The sequence below is a fragment of the Streptomyces sp. NPDC001194 genome, assembly GCF_042896985.1.
GTDB lineage: Bacteria > Actinomycetota > Actinomycetes > Streptomycetales > Streptomycetaceae > Streptomyces.
Window position 1 is genome coordinate 958,741 of the sequence record NZ_JBIAXU010000001.1, and the last position, 16,692, is coordinate 975,432.

The 16,692-nt window shown below is 71.6% G+C and carries 16 protein-coding genes and 1 rRNA gene; 3 read left to right on the forward strand and 14 right to left on the reverse strand.

Going from position 1 to position 16,692, the window contains the following annotated elements; translation table 11 throughout:
* Positions 1–30: 30 nt before the first annotated feature.
* The 5 genes from ACFY1T_RS04605 to ACFY1T_RS04625 all read right to left on the reverse strand — a co-directional run bounded on the left by ACFY1T_RS04605 (position 31) and on the right by ACFY1T_RS04625 (position 5,760).
* Positions 31–1,698 (reverse strand): uroporphyrinogen-III synthase, encoded by a 1,668-nt coding sequence (locus ACFY1T_RS04605; protein WP_390786913.1) that lies wholly within the window; start codon positions 1,696–1,698, stop codon positions 31–33.
* Positions 1,695–2,663, reverse strand: a complete 969-nt coding sequence (gene hemC / locus ACFY1T_RS04610) for a hydroxymethylbilane synthase (RefSeq protein WP_390786914.1) — start codon at positions 2,661–2,663, stop codon at positions 1,695–1,697. The genes ACFY1T_RS04605 and hemC overlap by 4 nt, the downstream gene beginning before the upstream one ends.
* Complete coding sequence (locus tag ACFY1T_RS04615; protein ID WP_390786915.1) at positions 2,660–4,357, reverse strand: glutamyl-tRNA reductase; 1,698 nt, start codon at positions 4,355–4,357, stop codon at positions 2,660–2,662. The genes hemC and ACFY1T_RS04615 overlap by 4 nt, the downstream gene beginning before the upstream one ends.
* A complete protein-coding gene (locus ACFY1T_RS04620; protein WP_390786916.1) occupies positions 4,354–5,208 on the reverse strand; it encodes a redox-sensing transcriptional repressor Rex in 855 nt (284 codons plus the stop codon). Before ACFY1T_RS04620 ends, ACFY1T_RS04615 begins: the two co-directional genes overlap by 4 nt.
* 273 nt (positions 5,209–5,481) lie before the next feature.
* Positions 5,482–5,760 carry a glutaredoxin family protein gene (locus tag ACFY1T_RS04625; protein WP_390786917.1) on the reverse strand — a complete coding sequence of 93 codons (279 nt, stop codon included), beginning with the start codon at positions 5,758–5,760 and terminating at the stop codon, positions 5,482–5,484.
* A 107-nt stretch (positions 5,761–5,867) separates the two neighbouring features.
* Here ACFY1T_RS04625 and ACFY1T_RS04630 point away from each other — a divergent pair, with 107 nt between their 5' ends.
* The 3 genes from ACFY1T_RS04630 to ACFY1T_RS04640 all read left to right on the forward strand — a co-directional run bounded on the left by ACFY1T_RS04630 (position 5,868) and on the right by ACFY1T_RS04640 (position 9,594).
* A complete protein-coding gene (locus tag ACFY1T_RS04630) occupies positions 5,868–6,881 on the forward strand; it encodes an HAD family hydrolase (protein WP_390786918.1) in 1,014 nt (337 codons plus the stop codon).
* A 408-nt stretch (positions 6,882–7,289) separates the two neighbouring features.
* Positions 7,290–8,105 (forward strand): ECF subfamily RNA polymerase sigma factor, BldN family, encoded by an 816-nt coding sequence (locus ACFY1T_RS04635; RefSeq protein WP_030869699.1) that lies wholly within the window; start codon positions 7,290–7,292, stop codon positions 8,103–8,105.
* Between the two features lie 289 nt (positions 8,106–8,394).
* The gene (locus ACFY1T_RS04640) at positions 8,395–9,594 is read left to right on the forward strand and encodes a DUF5667 domain-containing protein (protein ID WP_390786919.1); all 1,200 of its coding nucleotides are present in this window, start codon (positions 8,395–8,397) and stop codon (positions 9,592–9,594) included.
* 62 nt (positions 9,595–9,656) lie between these two features.
* Here the strand turns inward: ACFY1T_RS04640 and ACFY1T_RS04645 are convergent, their stop codons facing one another.
* The 9 genes from ACFY1T_RS04645 to rrf form a co-directional block, all read right to left on the reverse strand.
* The gene (locus tag ACFY1T_RS04645; protein WP_390786920.1) at positions 9,657–10,649 is read right to left on the reverse strand and encodes a lysophospholipid acyltransferase family protein; all 993 of its coding nucleotides are present in this window, start codon (positions 10,647–10,649) and stop codon (positions 9,657–9,659) included.
* Positions 10,649–11,728: an NAD-dependent epimerase/dehydratase family protein gene (locus ACFY1T_RS04650; RefSeq protein WP_390786921.1), complete on the reverse strand. Its 1,080-nt coding sequence runs from the start codon at positions 11,726–11,728 to the stop codon at positions 10,649–10,651. The genes ACFY1T_RS04645 and ACFY1T_RS04650 overlap by 1 nt, the downstream gene beginning before the upstream one ends.
* Positions 11,729–11,822: 94 nt before the next feature.
* Positions 11,823–11,921 carry a 30S ribosomal protein bS22 gene (locus ACFY1T_RS04655; RefSeq protein ID WP_003948845.1) on the reverse strand — a complete coding sequence of 33 codons (99 nt, stop codon included), beginning with the start codon at positions 11,919–11,921 and terminating at the stop codon, positions 11,823–11,825.
* A 140-nt stretch (positions 11,922–12,061) separates the two neighbouring features.
* The gene (locus tag ACFY1T_RS04660) at positions 12,062–12,271 is read right to left on the reverse strand and encodes a helix-turn-helix domain-containing protein (protein WP_158708561.1); all 210 of its coding nucleotides are present in this window, start codon (positions 12,269–12,271) and stop codon (positions 12,062–12,064) included.
* A gap of 113 nt (positions 12,272–12,384) precedes the next feature.
* Positions 12,385–13,215, reverse strand: coding sequence for a phosphatase (locus ACFY1T_RS04665; protein ID WP_390786922.1), 831 nt, complete (start codon positions 13,213–13,215; stop codon positions 12,385–12,387).
* A 91-nt stretch (positions 13,216–13,306) separates the two neighbouring features.
* A complete protein-coding gene (locus ACFY1T_RS04670; RefSeq protein WP_390786968.1) occupies positions 13,307–14,455 on the reverse strand; it encodes an acetoin utilization protein AcuC in 1,149 nt (382 codons plus the stop codon).
* Positions 14,427–15,656 carry an MFS transporter gene (locus ACFY1T_RS04675; protein ID WP_390786923.1) on the reverse strand — a complete coding sequence of 410 codons (1,230 nt, stop codon included), beginning with the start codon at positions 15,654–15,656 and terminating at the stop codon, positions 14,427–14,429. Before ACFY1T_RS04675 ends, ACFY1T_RS04670 begins: the two co-directional genes overlap by 29 nt.
* Positions 15,657–15,699: 43 nt before the next feature.
* Complete coding sequence (locus tag ACFY1T_RS04680) at positions 15,700–16,353, reverse strand: HAD family hydrolase (RefSeq protein ID WP_390786924.1); 654 nt, start codon at positions 16,351–16,353, stop codon at positions 15,700–15,702.
* Between the two features lie 80 nt (positions 16,354–16,433).
* Positions 16,434–16,550 (reverse strand): 5S ribosomal RNA (gene rrf, locus ACFY1T_RS04685).
* Positions 16,551–16,692 lie beyond the last annotated feature (142 nt).

The window sequence follows — 16,692 nt, forward strand, 5'->3', positions numbered from 1 at the left end:
TCCGGGCCCCGGGGCGAACCTCGCCCGGCGTCAGGTCGTACGGCGCCGGCGGGCGCCCGGCCGGCGCTCGCTCGGCCGGGACACCGACTCGCCGGCCTCCTTGGCCGCCTCGCGGCGCGCCGCGCCGTACTCGGCCAGTGCCTCCGCCAGCTTGCCGACGCTCGGCTCCGGCGACAGGACGTCGACCCGCAGGCCGTGCTCCTCGGCCGTCTTGGCCGTGGCCGGACCGATGCAGGCGATGACGGTGACGTTGTGCGGCTTCCCGGCGATGCCCACCAGGTTGCGCACGGTGCTCGACGACGTGAAGAGAACGGCGTCGAAGCCGCCGCCCTTGATCGCCTCGCGGGTGTCCGCCGGCGGCGGCGAAGCGCGCACGGTCCGGTAGGCGGTGACGTCGTCGACCTCCCACCCGAGCTCTATCAGGCCCGCGACCAGCGTCTCGGTCGCGATGTCGGCGCGCGGCAGGAAGACGCGGTCGATCGGGTCGAAGACCGGGTCGTACGGCGGCCAGTCCTCCAGCAGCCCGGCCGCGGACTGCTCGCCGCTCGGCACCAGGTCCGGCTTGACGCCGAACTCGACCAGCGCGGCGGCGGTCTGCTCGCCCACGGCGGCGACCTTGATGCCCGCGAAGGCCCGGGCGTCGAGCCCGTACTCCTCGAACTTCTCCCGTACGGCCTTCACCGCGTTCACGCTGGTGAAGGCGATCCACTCGTAGCGTCCGGTGACGAGCCCCTTCACGGCCCGCTCCATCTGCTGCGGGGTGCGCGGCGGCTCGACGGCGATGGTCGGCACCTCGTGCGGCACCGCGCCGTAGGAACGCAGCTGGTCGGAGAGCGAAGCGGCCTGCTCCTTCGTGCGCGGCACGAGGACCCGCCAGCCGAACAGCGGCTTCGACTCGAACCAGGCCAGCTCCTCGCGGCGCGCGGCGGCGCCGTGCTCACCGACCACGGCTATGACCGGCCGGGCGCCCTCGGGCGACGGGAGCACCTTGCCCTGCTTGAACACCTGGGCGATGGTCCCGAGCGTGGCGTTCCAGGTCCGCTGGCGCGTCGTCGTACCGGCGACGGTCACCGTGAGCGGGGTGTCGGGCTTGCGCCCGGCGGACACCAGCTCGGCGGCCGCGCTCGAGACGGTCTCCAGCGTCGCCGAGACGACGAGGACGCCGTCGCTGGCGCCCACCTCGCTCCAGCAGCGCGCGGAGGCGCTGCGCGCGTCCACGAACCGCACGTCGGCACCCTGGCCCCCGCGCAGCGGCACCCCCGCGTACGCGGGCACACCGACCGCGGTCGCGACACCGGGCACCACCTCGAAGGGGATGCCGCCGGTGGCGCAGGCGAGCATCTCCTCGGCCGCGTTGCCGTCGAGCCCGGGGTCGCCGGTGACGGCACGGACGACCCGCCTGCCGGAGCGCGCGGCCTCCATGACAAGATTGGCGGCATCTCGGATCACCGGGACACCGGCGGCTGCTGACACTTCGTCAGCAATCGTCAGCTGTGGCGTGTCCACTCCCGCGCGCGCATGCGTGCGGACGACCTCGAGCACCTCGGGCTCCGCGATCAGTACATCCGCGGCCGCGAGCGCCTCGACGGCGCGGAGCGTCAGCAGACCCGGGTCACCGGGGCCGGCACCGAGGAAGGTGACGTGCCCGTGCGCGGCGGCGACCGGAAAAGCGGAGGTGGTCGGACGTGAGGGGTTCAAAGCGATCGCTCCCCCATCAGACCGGCCGCGCCCTTGGCCAGCATCTCGTCCGCGAGTTCGCGGCCGAGCGCCATGGCCTCGTCGTACGACTGGGGCACGGGACCGGTGGTGGACAGCTGCACGAGCGTCGAGCCGTCGAGGGTTCCGACGACGCCGCGCAGGCGCATTTCATTGACAACCTGGCCGTCGGCCAGAAGATCGGCGAGCGCGCCCACGGGCGCGCTGCAGCCGGCCTCCAGGGCGGCGAGCAGGGAACGCTCGGCGGTCACGGCGGCCCGGGTGTGCGGGTCGTCGAGCTCGGCGAGCGAAGCGATGAGCTCCGCGTCGGACGCGAGGCACTCCACGGCCAGGGCGCCCTGGCCCGGAGCCGGCAGCACGCTGTCCACGGACAGCAGGTCGGTCGCCTCGTCGCCGCGGCCGATCCGGTTCAGCCCGGCGGCGGCGAGGACGACGGCATCCAGCTCGCCGTCGCGCACGAACCCGATCCGGGTGTCCACGTTCCCGCGGATGGCGACCGTCTCGATGCGCTTGCCGAGGGCGCGCGCGTAGTGGTTCAGCTGCGCCGTGCGGCGCGGCGAACCGGTACCGATGCGGGCGCCGTCGGGCAGCTGCTCGAAGGTCAGCCCGTCACGGGCGACGAGCGCGTCGCGCGGGTCCTCGCGCAGCGGCATCGCCGCGATCACGAGCTCCTCGGGCTGCGCGGTCGGCAGGTCCTTCAGCGAGTGGACGGCGAAGTCGACCTCGCCGCGCAGCAGCGCGTCGCGCAGCGCCGTGACGAACACGCCGGTGCCGCCGATCTGCGCGAGGTGCTCACGGGACACGTCACCGTACGTCGTGATCTCCACGAGCTCGACGGGCCGGCCGGTGATCGCCCGCACCGCGTCGGCGACATGGCCGGACTGGGACATGGCCAGCTTGCTGCGCCGCGTGCCCAGCCGGAGAGGCTGGTCGAGACGTGGATTCATGATGCCCGTCCTGAGTCGTCGTTCTTGTCTGCCGCATCCGCCCGGCTGACGGAGGCCACCGTCTGCGGGTCGAGATCGAAGAGTTCGCGCAGCGCTTCGGCGTACCCGGCGCCCCCGGGCTCGCTGGCGAGCTGCTTGACGCGCACCGTCGGCGCGTGGAGGAGCTTGTCGACGACGCGGCGCACGGTCTGGGTGACCTCGGCCCGCTGGCGTTCGTCCAAGTCCGGGAGCCGTCCGTCGAGCCGCGCCACTTCCATGGCCACGACCTCGGCGGCCATCGCCCGCAGGGCGACGACGGTCGGCGTGATGTGCGCGGCCCGCTGCGCGGCGCCGAATGCGGCCACCTCTTCGGCGACTATGCCGCGTACGGCGTCCACGTCGGCCGCCATCGGCGCGTCGGCCGAAGCCTCGGCGAGCGACTCGATGTCGACGAGCCGCACGCCCGGGATCCGGTGCACGGCGGCGTCGATGTCGCGCGGCATGGCCAGGTCCAGCAGGGCCAGCCGTACGGGCGCCACGTCGACCTGGCTGCGGGCGCCCCTGCGCGGCTGGCGCTGCGCGGCGGCCTCACCCTGGTCGGCCCATGTGCCGTGCAGTTCGAGGGAGTTGGCGTCGACCCCGGTGAGCGCGGCCCGGCCGTCCCCGGCGAGCACCTCGACGGGACACCCGTCCCGCTCGCCCGCCCCGGGCACGATGGTCCGGGCGACCCCGCCGTCGGCGATCCGCACCCCGGCCGCCGAGGCGGCGGCGAGCCGCGCCACGACGTCCGCGTCCAGCCCGGCCGGGGCGTGAGGAGCGGGGGCCGGGACGGAGCCCGGGGAACCGGGAAGGGCCGGGGAGGGGACGAGCCCCGCGGGGCCCGCCGCCACGGCCGCGGCGACGTCCTCGGCGGTCAGCACGAGGCCGGTGGCACCGGTGCACGAGACGACCACGTCAACACGTGTCAGCTCGTCGACCACCGAGGCCATCGGAACGGCCCTGGCCACCACCCCAGTGCCTGAGGCAACCAGAATCTCGGCCAGCCGCTCCGCCCGCTCGGCGGTCCGGTTCGCCACCACGACCTCGGAGACGCCCACCCGCGCCAGCGTCGCCGCCGCCAGCGAGGACATCGACCCGGCACCGATCACCAGCGCCCGCTTGCCCTTGGCCCACACGTCCACCGACAGGTGCACGGCCAGCTGCTCCAGCCCGAACGTCACCAGCGACTGCCCGGCCCGGTCGATGCCGGTCTCGGAGTGCGCCCGCTTGCCGACGCGCAGCGCCTGCTGGAAGAGGTCGTTGATCAGGCGCCCGGCGGTGTGCAGCTCCTGCCCCAGCGCCAGCGTGTCCTTGATCTGTCCGAGGATCTGGCCCTCGCCGACCACCATCGAGTCCAGCCCGCACGCCACCGAGAACAGGTGGTGCACCGCCCGGTCCTCGTAGTGCACGTACAGGTACGGAGTGAGCTCCTCGAGCGCCACCCCGCTGTGCTGCGCGAGCAGCGTCGACAGCTCGGCGACACCCGCGTGGAACTTGTCGACGTCCGCGTACAGCTCGATCCGGTTGCACGTGGCGAGCACCGCCGCCTCCGTCGCCGGCTCCGCGGCGAGCGTGTCGTGCAGCAGCTTGACCTTGGCATCGGCGGACAGCGAGGCACGCTCCAGCACGCTCACCGGCGCGCTGCGGTGGCTCAGCCCTACGACGAGCAGACTCATGCCGGCATCACCGCCGGCACGTCGCCCTCGGGGCCGTTCTTGCGTGCGACGGCGGCGGCCCGCCCGGCCGGCGGCTCGACGGCCGCGGCGGGGGCCGCACCGGAACCGGCGCCCGGGACCTCGGCGGCGCCCTCGTCGCCGGGCACGGGGGCTGCTGCGGCGGAGGCACCGGCGCTGGCCGCCGCCTCCTCGCCCGCCTTGCGCTGCTCGTGGAAGGCCAGGATCTGCAGCTCGATCGACAGGTCGACCTTGCGCACGTCCACGCCGTCCGGCACCGACAGCACGGTCGGCGCGAAGTTCAGGATGGAGGTGACACCGGCGGCGATCAGCCGCTCGCTCACCTGCTGGGCCGCGCCCGCGGGGGTCGCGATGACGCCGATGGAGACGCCGTTCTCCTCGATGATCTTCTCGAGGTCGTCGGTGTGCTGCACCGGCATGCCCGCGACCGGCTTGCCGGCCATGGCGGGGTCGGCGTCGATGAGCGCCGCGACGCGGAACCCGCGCGCGGAGAAGCCGCCGTAGTTGGCCAGGGCCGCGCCCAGGTTTCCGATGCCGACGATCACGACCGGCCAGTCCTGGGTCAGGCCCAGTTCGCGGGAGATCTGGTAGACGAGGTACTCGACGTCGTAGCCGACGCCGCGCGTGCCGTACGAGCCCAGGTAGGAGAAGTCCTTGCGGAGCTTGGCGGAGTTAACTCCGGCCGCCGCCGCGAGCTCCTCGGAGGACACCGTGGGCACCGATCGCTCGGAGAGCGCGGTGAGTGCGCGCAAGTACAGCGGAAGCCGGGCGACAGTGGCCTCGGGAATACCTCGGCTGCGGGTCGCCGGTCGGTGAGTTCGGCCAGTTGCCACGATGCTCCTGCGGGATGAGCGGGGCTGCAGGCGGTCACTTGTCCCAAGACCGCCCCGTCGAATGCAGGCTATGTCTTTGTGAACGCGTGCACAAAGATTGTGTCCGCTTTGTCCGAGCAAAGTGACCGGGGTCACGCGGCCCGGGTGCCCGGAGTGGGAACCCACAACACGCCGAACCCGTTCAAATCCCGAGGGGGGCAAAACGGTACACACTCCTCATCGATACGCCCCCGAGACCCCACAAATCGCCCATGATGGTAACCGGCCGGAGGCTCAGCCCTCCAATGCGCGGCGCAGCCGGTCCGGGTTCACCCTCCAGAAGGTGTGCTGTTCGCCGTCCACCAGCACCACCGGGATCTGCTCCCAGTACAGCCGGTGGAGCTCCTCGTCCTGCGAGATGTCCTTCTTCTCCCACTGCGCTCCCACTTCCGCGCAGACCTTCTCGACCACCTCCTGGGCGTCGTCGCACAGATGGCACCCCGGCTTCCCGACGAGCGTGACCAACCGATCGCCGGGACGCTTCTTTTCCTTACGGCGCAGCAAAGGGCTCATGCCCCCATTCTCCCGCGCCGCCGCGTAACACCACGGCACCGAAGAGTTCACGCCCCCGGCATCCCGCGGGTTCGGGAACTCCCGAACACAATGGCTATGCTCGCGTCATGGCCGCTCTGGGATGGCTCACCCCCCGTAGGCGCTCCGCAACCGCGCGGAGCGTGCTGGCAGGCGAGGCCTCGGCCGAAGCCGCCCGCAAGACCGCGCAGACCCTCGATGGCATCGACGGCACCGACGGACTCGACGGCCTCGACACGGCCGCCGGACCACCGGCCGGCTCCGAGGAGACCGCCGAGGCCGCGGCGGCGGAGGCCGCGGAACCGGCCGAGCCCGAGTTCCCCGTCGCCGGTGACGACCTCGCCGCCGCCTTCTTCGACCTCGACAACACCGTCATGCAGGGCGCCGCGATCTTCCACTTCGGCCGCGGCCTCTACAAGCGCGAGTTCTTCCACCGCCGCGAACTCGCCCGCTTCGCGTGGCAGCAGGCCTGGTTCCGGCTCGCCGGGGTCGAGGACCCCGAGCACATGCAGGACGCCCGCGACAGCGCCCTCTCCATCGTCAAGGGCCACAAGGTCTCCGAACTCATGTCGATCGGCGAGGAGATCTACGACGAGTACATGGCGGAGCGGATCTGGCCGGGCACCCGCGCCCTGGCCCAGGCCCACCTCGACGCCGGCCAGAAGGTCTGGCTCGTCACGGCCGCGCCCGTGGAGACCGCCACGATCATCGCCCGCCGCCTCGGCCTGACCGGGGCCCTGGGCACGGTCGCGGAGTCCGTCGACGGCGTCTACACCGGCCGGCTCGTCGGCGAACCCCTGCACGGGCCCGCGAAGGCCGAGGCGGTCCGCGCCCTGGCCGCCGCCGAGGGGCTCGACCTCGAACGCTGCGCCGCATACTCCGATTCGCACAACGACATTCCGATGCTGTCGCTGGTCGGACATCCGTACGCGATCAATCCCGACACAAAACTGCGCAAGCATGCCCGGGCACACGACTGGCGGCTGCGCGACTATCGGACCGGCCGCAAGGCCGTGAAGGTCGGCGTCCCGGCGGCCGCCGGGGTCGGCGCGATCGCGGGCGGCGCGGCCGCCGCCATCGCCCTGCACCGCCGCCGCAAGTAGCCCGCGGCACACCTCCGCAGGCCCGCCACCCGGCCGCCGCCTGCACCGAAGCCGTCCGGCCGTCCGCCGGGCGGCTTTTCACGTGCCCCGGGACCGCTGCGCGGCAGGCATTCCCCCACCTTTACCCCCGCGCCCCGCGCCCCACTCCCGCCCGCCCGACTCGGTCGCGAGCCAGCGTGGAAGCGTCCATTCCGCGCGCCCAACCGATCAAGAAGCGATCACCAATTGCGACCGAATATGCCTTCGACACGCAACAGAAGTGTCGGAATCGGTGATTTGAGCAACTGGGTGTAGCGCTGCCTGTACGAAGCGTTATTCTCCTCAAACGCATGCCACCGGCCATCTGTCGCCACGACGGGTGAACGGTCCCGCACTGCACGTGATGGAAGCTCTGCCTCTGGGAGTCCCGTGTACCCACCTGTCGGGGTTGACGCCTCGGGCCTGGCTACGCTGCGCGCAACGGTCCTCGACCACCTGCGCGGCTTCGTCCCCACCGCGTACGCCGTCCCCGCCTTCGCCGCCGCGGTCCCTGCCGGCCTCGGCCCGGCCGGTCCTTGCTACGCCCTGACCGACGGCGGAGCGACGGTGGGCAGACGCGGTCGCGCGGGAGGAGGTGCCGGCACCGCCGCAAGCGGAACGAGCACGCCCGCCGCCCGCCGCCCCACCGCGGACAGCGACCAGGCCCGCATGATGGACCTGGTCGAACGCGCCCAGGCCGGCGAGGCCGAGGCCTTCGGCCGCCTGTACGACCAGTACAGCGACACGGTGTACCGCTACATCTACTACCGCGTCGGCGGCAAGGCGACCGCGGAGGACCTCACCAGTGAGACCTTCCTGCGCGCGCTGCGCCGCATCTCCACCTTCACCTGGCAGGGCCGCGACTTCGGCGCCTGGCTCGTGACGATCGCCCGCAACCTGGTCGCGGACCACTTCAAGTCCAGTCGCTTCCGCCTGGAAGTGACCACGGGCGAGATGCTGGACGCGAACGAGGTGGAACGATCCCCCGAGGACTCCGTCCTGGAGTCCCTCTCCAACGCCGCCCTGCTGGAAGCCGTGCGCAAGCTCAATCCCCAGCAGCAGGAGTGCGTGACCCTGCGGTTCCTCCAAGGCCTGTCGGTCGCCGAGACCGCCCGGGTGATGGGGAAGAACGAGGGCGCCATCAAGACCCTCCAGTACCGCGCGGTCCGCACCCTGGCCCGCCTGCTGCCGGACGACGCCCGCTGACCTCCGCGCCGCGCACCGCCACACCCGCGCCCCGCCAGGACCCCCCGCACCCCCCGCACCTTCCGACCCTCCTGACAATCCACACAACCGGTGACCCCTCGATGACGCTGTGGTCCGATCATCCTTCGTCCGTAACCCAAGTGCCGCGCCGCTCGTTGTGCGGAATGCAGGCTCCCTGTGGACACGCCCTGCCCGAAGCCGCTCACTCGAAAGTGTGGATGTGCCCAAGGCAGGCAACCTTCCGGACACCTTGGGGAGTCGATCGTCATGACGAGAGGAGGTGCCGCCAGTGATCGCGAACGTGACTCCGCACCGGCGGGCGAACGCCTTCGCCCAGGCCCTGGAGGATCGGACCCCATCCGACCTTTCGGAACCGGACCCGGCGGCCGAGCAGTCCGAGGCACCTGCCGAACCTGCCGACCACGACCGGTTGTTGGCCCTGGCGAGCGCGCTCGGCGAACGTATGCCGCGCCCGGTGCTGGACCCCGAGGTCAAAGTGGTGCAACGAGCCCAGCTCGTGGCCGCCATGGAGGCCATGGTGATGGAAGAGAGGGCCGGGGGCGGTGCCGCCTCGGACCCTCAAGTGCCCGAACAGCGGACCGGCCGCGGCGCCCACCGGGCGACCTCGCTCCGGAAATTGCGGCCCCGCTCCCGCTGGTCCAAGGGCATCGCAGCGGGCGGCCTCACCGTCGGTGTGGCCGCGGGGGCCTTCAGCGGCGTGGCCGCTGCCAGCACGGACGCCCTGCCCGGTGACTCCCTCTACCCCGTCAAGCGGGGCATGGAGGACCTGAAGCTCGGGATGGCCGACGAGGACGCGGACCGGGGCGAGCTCTACCTCGACCAGGCCTCCAACCGCCTGTCGGAAGCCCGCAGGCTGATGGAGCGCGGCCGGTCGGGCGCACTGGACCACGAATCGCTCGGCGCGATCCGCCGGGCCCTGGACGGCATGAAGCACGACGCGGCCGAAGGCCACCGACTGCTCCAGGCGGCCTACGAACGGGACGGCTCGCTCGGCCCGATCCAGACCCTGTCGTCCTTCTCCCGCTCCCACCGCGACGCGTGGGGCAGGCTCCGGGAGAAGCTCCCCGCACAGCTCAACGACGTGGGCGGGGAGGTCGAGTCGGTCTTCCAGGCCATAGACGATGACGTGGCGCCGCTCCAGAGCCTGCTCCCGAAGCCCCCGGAGCAGAACCGCGGCGGCACCGGCGCCCCGGCCAAACCGAGCACTCCGGCCGGGCAGCACCAGAGCACACCGGCGGCGGGCGCGCCCTCGGCCAGCCCCACCCCGCCGGCGACCGCCGGCGGCAAGCCCTCACCGGCCCCCGGCGGCCTCCTGGGCGGCACGGGGGACCTCCTCCACCCGCCCACGGGCCAGAACACCCCGGCGCCCTCGTCCTCCCCGGAGCGCGTGGCACCGGAGATCACCCTGCCGCCCCTGCTCCCGGGCCTCCTCCCGGGCCTGGGCATCCAGGCGGAGGACACCGAGTAACACCGCACGACACGCAGGCCCTCACCCCGGTCGGGGGTGAGGGCCTGCGCCGTGTCCCGGAATCAGAAGAACACGGACCTGCGCTGCACCAGCAGCTTGTACAGCGTGTGCTGGATCTGCTCGCGGACCTCGTCCGTCAGGTTGAACATCAGCATCGGGTCCTCCGCCGCCTCCGGCGGGTACCCGTCCGTCGCGATCGGCTCGCCGAACTGGATCGTCCACTTCGTCGGCAGCGGCACCGCCCCCAACGGCCCCAGCCAAGGGAACGTCGGCGTGATCGGGAAGTACGGGATCCCCAACAGCCTGGCCACGGTCTTCGCGTTGCCGACCATCGGGTAGATCTCCTCCGCCCCCACGATCGAGCAGGGCACGATCGGCGTCCCCGCCCGCAGCGCCGTCGACACGAAACCGCCGCGCCCGAACCGCTGGAGCTTGTACCGGTCTCCGAACGGCTTCCCTATCCCCTTGAAGCCCTCCGGCATCACCCCGACCAGCTCACCGGCCTCCAGCAGCCGCTGGGCGTCCTCCGAGCACGCCAGCGTGTGCCCGGCCTTGCGCGCCAGCTCGTTCACCACCGGCAGCATGAACACCAGGTCCGCCGCCAGCAGCCGCAGGTGCCGCTGCGCCGGGTGGTGGTCGTGGACCGCCACCTGCATCATCAGCCCGTCCAGCGGCAGCGTCCCCGAGTGGTTCGCCACGATCAGCGCACCGCCCTCGGCCGGGATGTTCTCGATGCCCTTGACCTCGACCCGGAAGTACTTGTCGAACAGCGGCCGCATCAAGGACATCAGGACCTGGTCCGTCAGCTCCTTGTCGTAGCCGAACTCGTCGACCTCGTAGTCCCCGGTGACCCGGCGCCGCAGGAACGCCAGCCCGCCGGCGATCCGCCGGTCCCAGGCCGCCCCGCCGGACTCCACCGCGGCGGGCTCCGCCACGGCCGCCGGCGCGGCCTCCGCCACCGGATCCGGAGCGGGCACCGCCCGTACTCTCCGGCTCCCGGCGACCCGCCGGCGCGGCCGGTCCTCGTCGAACGGAATGACCTTGGCATCCGCCACTATCGCTGCGCTCCCTCTTCGGCTCCGGCAACCCCGACGTTCGAGCCGTCCACCTTCAGCGCGGCGGCGACCCGGTCCACGACCTGCCCCGCCTGCTCCGGCGGCAGCAGCCCCTTCCCGCGGCTGCGCGCGAAATCGGCGAACGTCTCCACGGTCGTGTACATGGGCTTGAATCCCAGCACCTCCCGCATCTGCGAAGTCTCCACGACCCGCCCGTGCGTCAGGAGTCTGATCTGTTCCGGCGAGAAATCGGTGACGCCCACCGCCCGCAGCGCCGATCCCACCCACGTCACCGCGGGCAGCAGCAGCGGCACCGTCGGCCGCCCCAGCCGGCGCGCGCACTGCGACAGCAGCAGCACCCCGTCCCCCGCGATGTTGAAGGTCCCGCTGTTCAGCGTCCCGCGCCCGGGCTCCCCCGCCGCCAGCCGCAGCACGTCCAGGACGTCGTCCTCGTGCACGAACTGGAGCCGCGGGTCGTACCCCAGCACCGTCGGCATCACCGGCATCGAGAAGTACTCGGCGAGCGCGGAGTCCGCGTACGGCCCCAGGATGTTCGCGAAGCGCAGCACGCACACCGCCACGTCCGGCCGCCTGCGCGCGAAGCCCCGTACGTACGACTCGACCTCGACGGCGTCCTTGGCGAAGCCTCCCGCCGGCAGCGACTTGGGCTGCGTGGTCTCCGTGAAAACGGCCGGATCCCGCGAGGCGCCCCCGTACACGCTGGTGCTGGACTTCACCACGAGCCGCCGTACCGTCGGCGACTTCTGGCAGGCCCCGAGCAGCTGCATCGTGCCGATGACGTTGGTTTCCTTGACGGCACTGCCCGTGCCGCCCGCGCCCGCACCGCCGCCGGTCACGGCGAGATGGACCACCGTGTCCACGGCGTGCTCGGCGAGCACCCGGGCGATGGACGACTGCCTGATGTCCGTACGGATGAACTCAGCCGATCCGAGCCGGTGCGGCGGCGCCGCCGCGTCGACCGCGATGACCCGAGCGACCTCGGGATCACGCTGGATGCGCCGCACGAAGCGGCCCCCCAGCTGCCGGGCAGCCCCGGTAACGAGCACGACCTTCCCCACGAGCTCCGCGCCTTCCTCGTCGTCCCCCGGCTACACCGCAGCCCCTCCACCAAAGTCTGGTGGAGGGGCTGCGGAGAACACGTACAGCTGCCGTTTACTTCTTGTTACGGCGCTGGACGCGGGTGCGCTTGAGCAGCTTGCGGTGCTTCTTCTTAGCCATCCGCTTGCGCCGCTTCTTGATAACAGAGCCCACGACTACCCTCGCTCACTTCTCGGAACATCTCCGCGCTAGCGGAGATCGGTGCGGGGCGTCTGGGCCCACACGACCTACGTCGGCCTAGCCTACCCGCCCAAGCTCCGAGCCCGTAATCCGAGGGACACCGCAGGTCAATCTCAGGCCGACTCCACCCCCACATAGGACTCTCGGAGGTACTCGTGAACCGCGTTTTCGGGGACCCGGAAGGACCGGCCCACCCGGATTGCGGGCAGATGACCGTTATGCACCAGGCGGTACACGGTCATCTTCGACACTCGCATCACCGAGGCAACCTCTGCCACGGTCAGGAACACGACCTCACTGAGAGGCCTCTCGCCAGCAGCCATGACACACCTTGACCTTCCGCGCATGACGGGCACCGGCTTCCCCTCCGGTTACTCCTCGTCGTCGCACGCTCACTCCCAGAGTAGGGGCGTGTGATACGAGTGGGGAAGAGGAGCTACGGCCACTCCTGCGCACCCGGCAGTCTCGCCCGATCGAGTACATAGCGAATCAGCGGTCTGTAGTAGTCCGCGTGCACCGCGTCATCAAGCGGAACGGCCACCGCCACCCGGCCCTCCGCCTCGCCGACGAACAGCGCCGGGTCGTCCGTATCCGCCAGCCCGATCGCCTCCACACCCAGCTGACCTGCGCCGCAGACCCACCCGTGGTCCCCCACCACCAATTCCGGCAAGGGCCCGCCGGCCTCCGCCAGAGCCCCCAGCGCGACCCGAACCGGCAGCGGTGAATGGGTGTGCACGCCGGTGGCACTCCCCGGCGGCCGCGCGCCGGGTTCCCGCACCAACGCGACTCCCCGTACGTAATCGATGCTGTGCCGGCGTACGCCGAACCGGGTCGCCATGTCGACACGGACCCCCTGCGCCGGAGTGAGCACAACACATCCCGCCGCCGACAGGGCCCGGGCCAAACTGGCGTAGAACCCCAGGAGTCGGTGGGGATGACCCGTCCCGAACAACACGGGCGACCGCGCCCCGGCCGCCTCCCGCAGCCGCTCCGCGAACGCCTCCAGACCCGCCAGCGTCAGCTCCGGATCGATCACGTCCGGCCCTCTGACGTGCGCCGGATCCGCCGAGACCCCGCACTTGCCCGCCATCAGCCTCAGCAGGTCACCCTCGCCCCAGCCCCACTGCGGATCCAGCCCCAGCAGCACCCGCGGATCCCGGGCCGCGAACAACCGGTAGCTGCGCAGGCTCTCCTCCCGCGACGTGGCGACGGGCCCGGCCAACCGGGCGGCCAGCAGATGCGCACGCAGCGCGCCGGTGCTCAACACCCTCCGATGCTGCCGCACACCACCGGGCCGCTCATCAATTCCCGGGAACAGCCCCACCGTTGGCGTAACGATGCTTCGCCCCGCCCGGGCCTCAGGTGAGCAGACCGCGCAACGGGAACACCGCGCGCCGCGTCGCCAGAACGGCCTGATCGATCCGGTCGGCCGGATCGTAGCCCGCCTCCCAGTCCCGCCACGCCACCGTCCGCCCGTCCGTCATCCGGGCCGGCGCCGGCTGCCGCGTCCGCGCGTACACCTCGTCCCGCCACGCCTGCGGCACCTGCGCCTGCGGATCGACCGGACGGTGCGCCGCGATGCCCACCAGATGCGTCCACGACCGCGGTACGACGTCCACGACCGCGTACCCGCCGCCGCCCAACGCCAGCCACCTGCCGCCCGCGTACTCGTGCGCGAGCCGGTGACAGGCCTCCTGCACCGTCCGCTGCGCGTCCAGCGACACCGCCAGATGCGCCAGCGGATCCTCGAAGTGCGTGTCCGCCCCGTGCTGGGTCACCAGCACCTGTGGCCGGAACTCCTCCAACAGCTCCGGCACCGTCGCGTGGAAGGCCCGAAGCCACCCCTCGTCCCCGGTCCCGGCGGGCAGCGCCACGTTCACCGCGGAACCCTCCGCGGCGGGCCCGCCCGTCTCCTCCGGCCAGCCGGTCTGCGGGAACAGCGTGCGCGGATGCTCGTGCAGCGAGATCGTCAGCACGCGCGGGTCGTCCCAGAACACCGTCTGGACCCCGTCCCCGTGGTGCACGTCCACGTCCACGTACGCGACCCGCTCGGCCCCCAGCTCCAGCAGCCGAGCGATCGCCAGCGCCGCGTCGTTGTAGACGCAGAACCCGGCCGCCCCGCCCGGCATCGCGTGGTGCAGCCCGCCCGCGAAGTTCACCGCGTGCTCGGCCTCCCCGTGCCAGACCGCCTCCGCCGCCGCCACCGACTGCCCGGCGATCAGCGCCGAGGCCTCGTGCATCCCGTGGAAGGCCGGATCGTCCATCGTCCCCAGCCCGTACGATCCGTCGGCCGCCCCCGGATCCGCGGACACCTCGCGCACCGCGGCCACGTAGTCCTCCCGGTGGACCAGCCGCAGCGTCGAGTCACCGGCCGGGCGGGCCGCCCGTACCTCCATCTCCCGGTCCAGCCCGAAGGCGCGCACCAGGCCCATGGTCAGCGCCAGGCGCACCGGGTCCATCGGATGGCTCGGTCCGAAGTCATACCCCGTTACCGCTTCGTCCCACATCAACAGCCCGGTCACCGGCTCGCCGCTCATGCCCGACACCGTATCGGGCGCCCTCCGCGCCGAACGAGCGGGCTTGGAAGAGTGTCACGAGGACCAGCGCCATCGGCACGAGCATCGCGCCCCGGTAGCTCCAGGCGTCCCCGATCCCGCCGACGAGCGGCGATCCGATCAGGAAGCCCACGTAGTTGAAGATGTTCAGCCGCGCGATCGCGGTGTCGGAAGCGCCCGGGAAGAGCCGGCCCGCCGCGGCGAAGGTCTGGGGCACGATCACGCACAGCCCGATCCCCAGCATCGTGAACCCGAGCATCCCCGACCACGCGCCGGGCGCGGCCGCCACCACCGCGAACCCGCCGGCCGCGACCACCGTCCCGATCCGCACGACGGCCACCGCCCCGAAGCGCCGCACGCCCAGGTCCCCGACGGCCCGCCCGATCAGCGTGGTCACCATGTACACGTTGTACGGAACCGTCGCCAGCTGCTCCGAGCTCCCCAGCACGTCCTGGAGGTACTTGGCGCTCCAGTTGGAGACGGTCGAATCCCCGATGTACGCACAGGCCATCACCACGCACAGCGGCAGCAGCAGCCGGAACCCGCCGGCCCCGAGCCCCTTCTCCGCGGCGGCCGTGTCCTCGGCGTCCTGCCGGTCGACGTAGAACCGGGACCCGTGGAACGCGAGCGGCAGCAGCACGACCACGGCCGGCAGGTACGAGGTGAACAGCGACAGGTGCCAGTGCGCCCCGGCCCACGCCGCGGACGCCCCGACGATCCCGCCCAGGCTGTACGCGGCGTGGAAGCCGAGCATGATGCTGCGCCCGTACGCCCGCTGCAGGCTCACCCCGAGCATGTTCATCGAGGCGTCGAGCGCACCGACGGACAGCCCGAACGCCCCCAGCGCCAGCGCCGCGTGCCACATCTGCGTACCGGCACCGACACCCAGCAGGGCGAGCAGGACCAGCGGCTGCGCCCACCGCAGTACGGTGGCGGCCCCGACCCGCTTCACGAGGTGCTCGGTGGCGACGCTCGAGGCTCCGGCGAGGATCGGCACGGCGGCGAGGAAGGCGGGCAGCAGCCCGTCGGATATCCCGTACCGGTCCTGGATGGCGGGGATCCGCGTCACGAGGAGGGCGAAGGTCACGCCCTGCACGAAGAAACTGAACCCCAGGGACCCGCGCCCACGGCGGAGCCGCACATCAGCTGTCATGGCGGCACAGCGTAGGCCCGCGGGCTACCCGTGGGTAGAGAGATCACGCAGGGAGTTCCAGAAGGCCCGTCAGCTCCTTCATCTCCCCGAACAGACCGGTGGCCCCGGCCAGCCGCTCGGCGGGCGTCATCGCGGTGAACCCGTACACGTCCATCCCTGCGGAGACGGCGGCCCGCACCCCGAGCGGACTGTCCTCGATCACCACGCACCGCGCGGGCTCGACGCCCATGGACCGGGCCGCGTGCAGGAACAGGTCGGGGGCCGGCTTGCCCTTCCCCACGTCCTGGGAACTGAAGATCCACTCTTCCTCGAACCACCCGTCGAGCCCGGCCGCCCGGTGTCCGACCCGGATCCGCTCGTGACTGCCGGAGGAGGCCAGGCAGTACGGCACCCCGTGGGCGGTCAGCGCCCCGAGTACGTCCACGGCGCCGGCGACCGGCGACAGCTCCCGCTCGAACGCGGCGAAGGTCCGTGCGTGCAGGGTCGCGTCGAACTCGGCCGGCAACCGCTGCCCGGTCCGCTCGAGCACGAGGTCGTGCACCCGGTGCACCGCGGCACCCATGTAGTCGCGGAGCGAGTCCTCGTAGGAGGTGGGATGTCCCAGCTCCGTGAGGTACCCGGCGAGGATCGTGTTGGCGACCGGCTCACTGTCCACCAGCACGCCGTCGTTGTCGAAGATGACGAGGTCGTAGCCCATGCCCCCGACCCTACGCAAAAGATGCCCGTAAACGCAGAAAAGCCCCGCACCATAAGGTGCGGGGCTTTCCCACAATGATTGTTCGGCGGCGTCCTACTCTCCCACAGGGTCCCCCCTGCAGTACCATCGGCGCTGAAAGGCTTAGCTTCCGGGTTCGGAATGTAACCGGGCGTTTCCCTAACGCTATGACCACCGAAACACTATGAAATTTGAACATGCTGGTGTTGACACAGCTGTTCGTTATTTCAGAACTAACACAGTGGACGCGAGCAACTGAGGACAAGCCCTCGGCCTATTAGTACCAGTCAGCTCCACCCGTTACCGGGCTTCCACATCTGG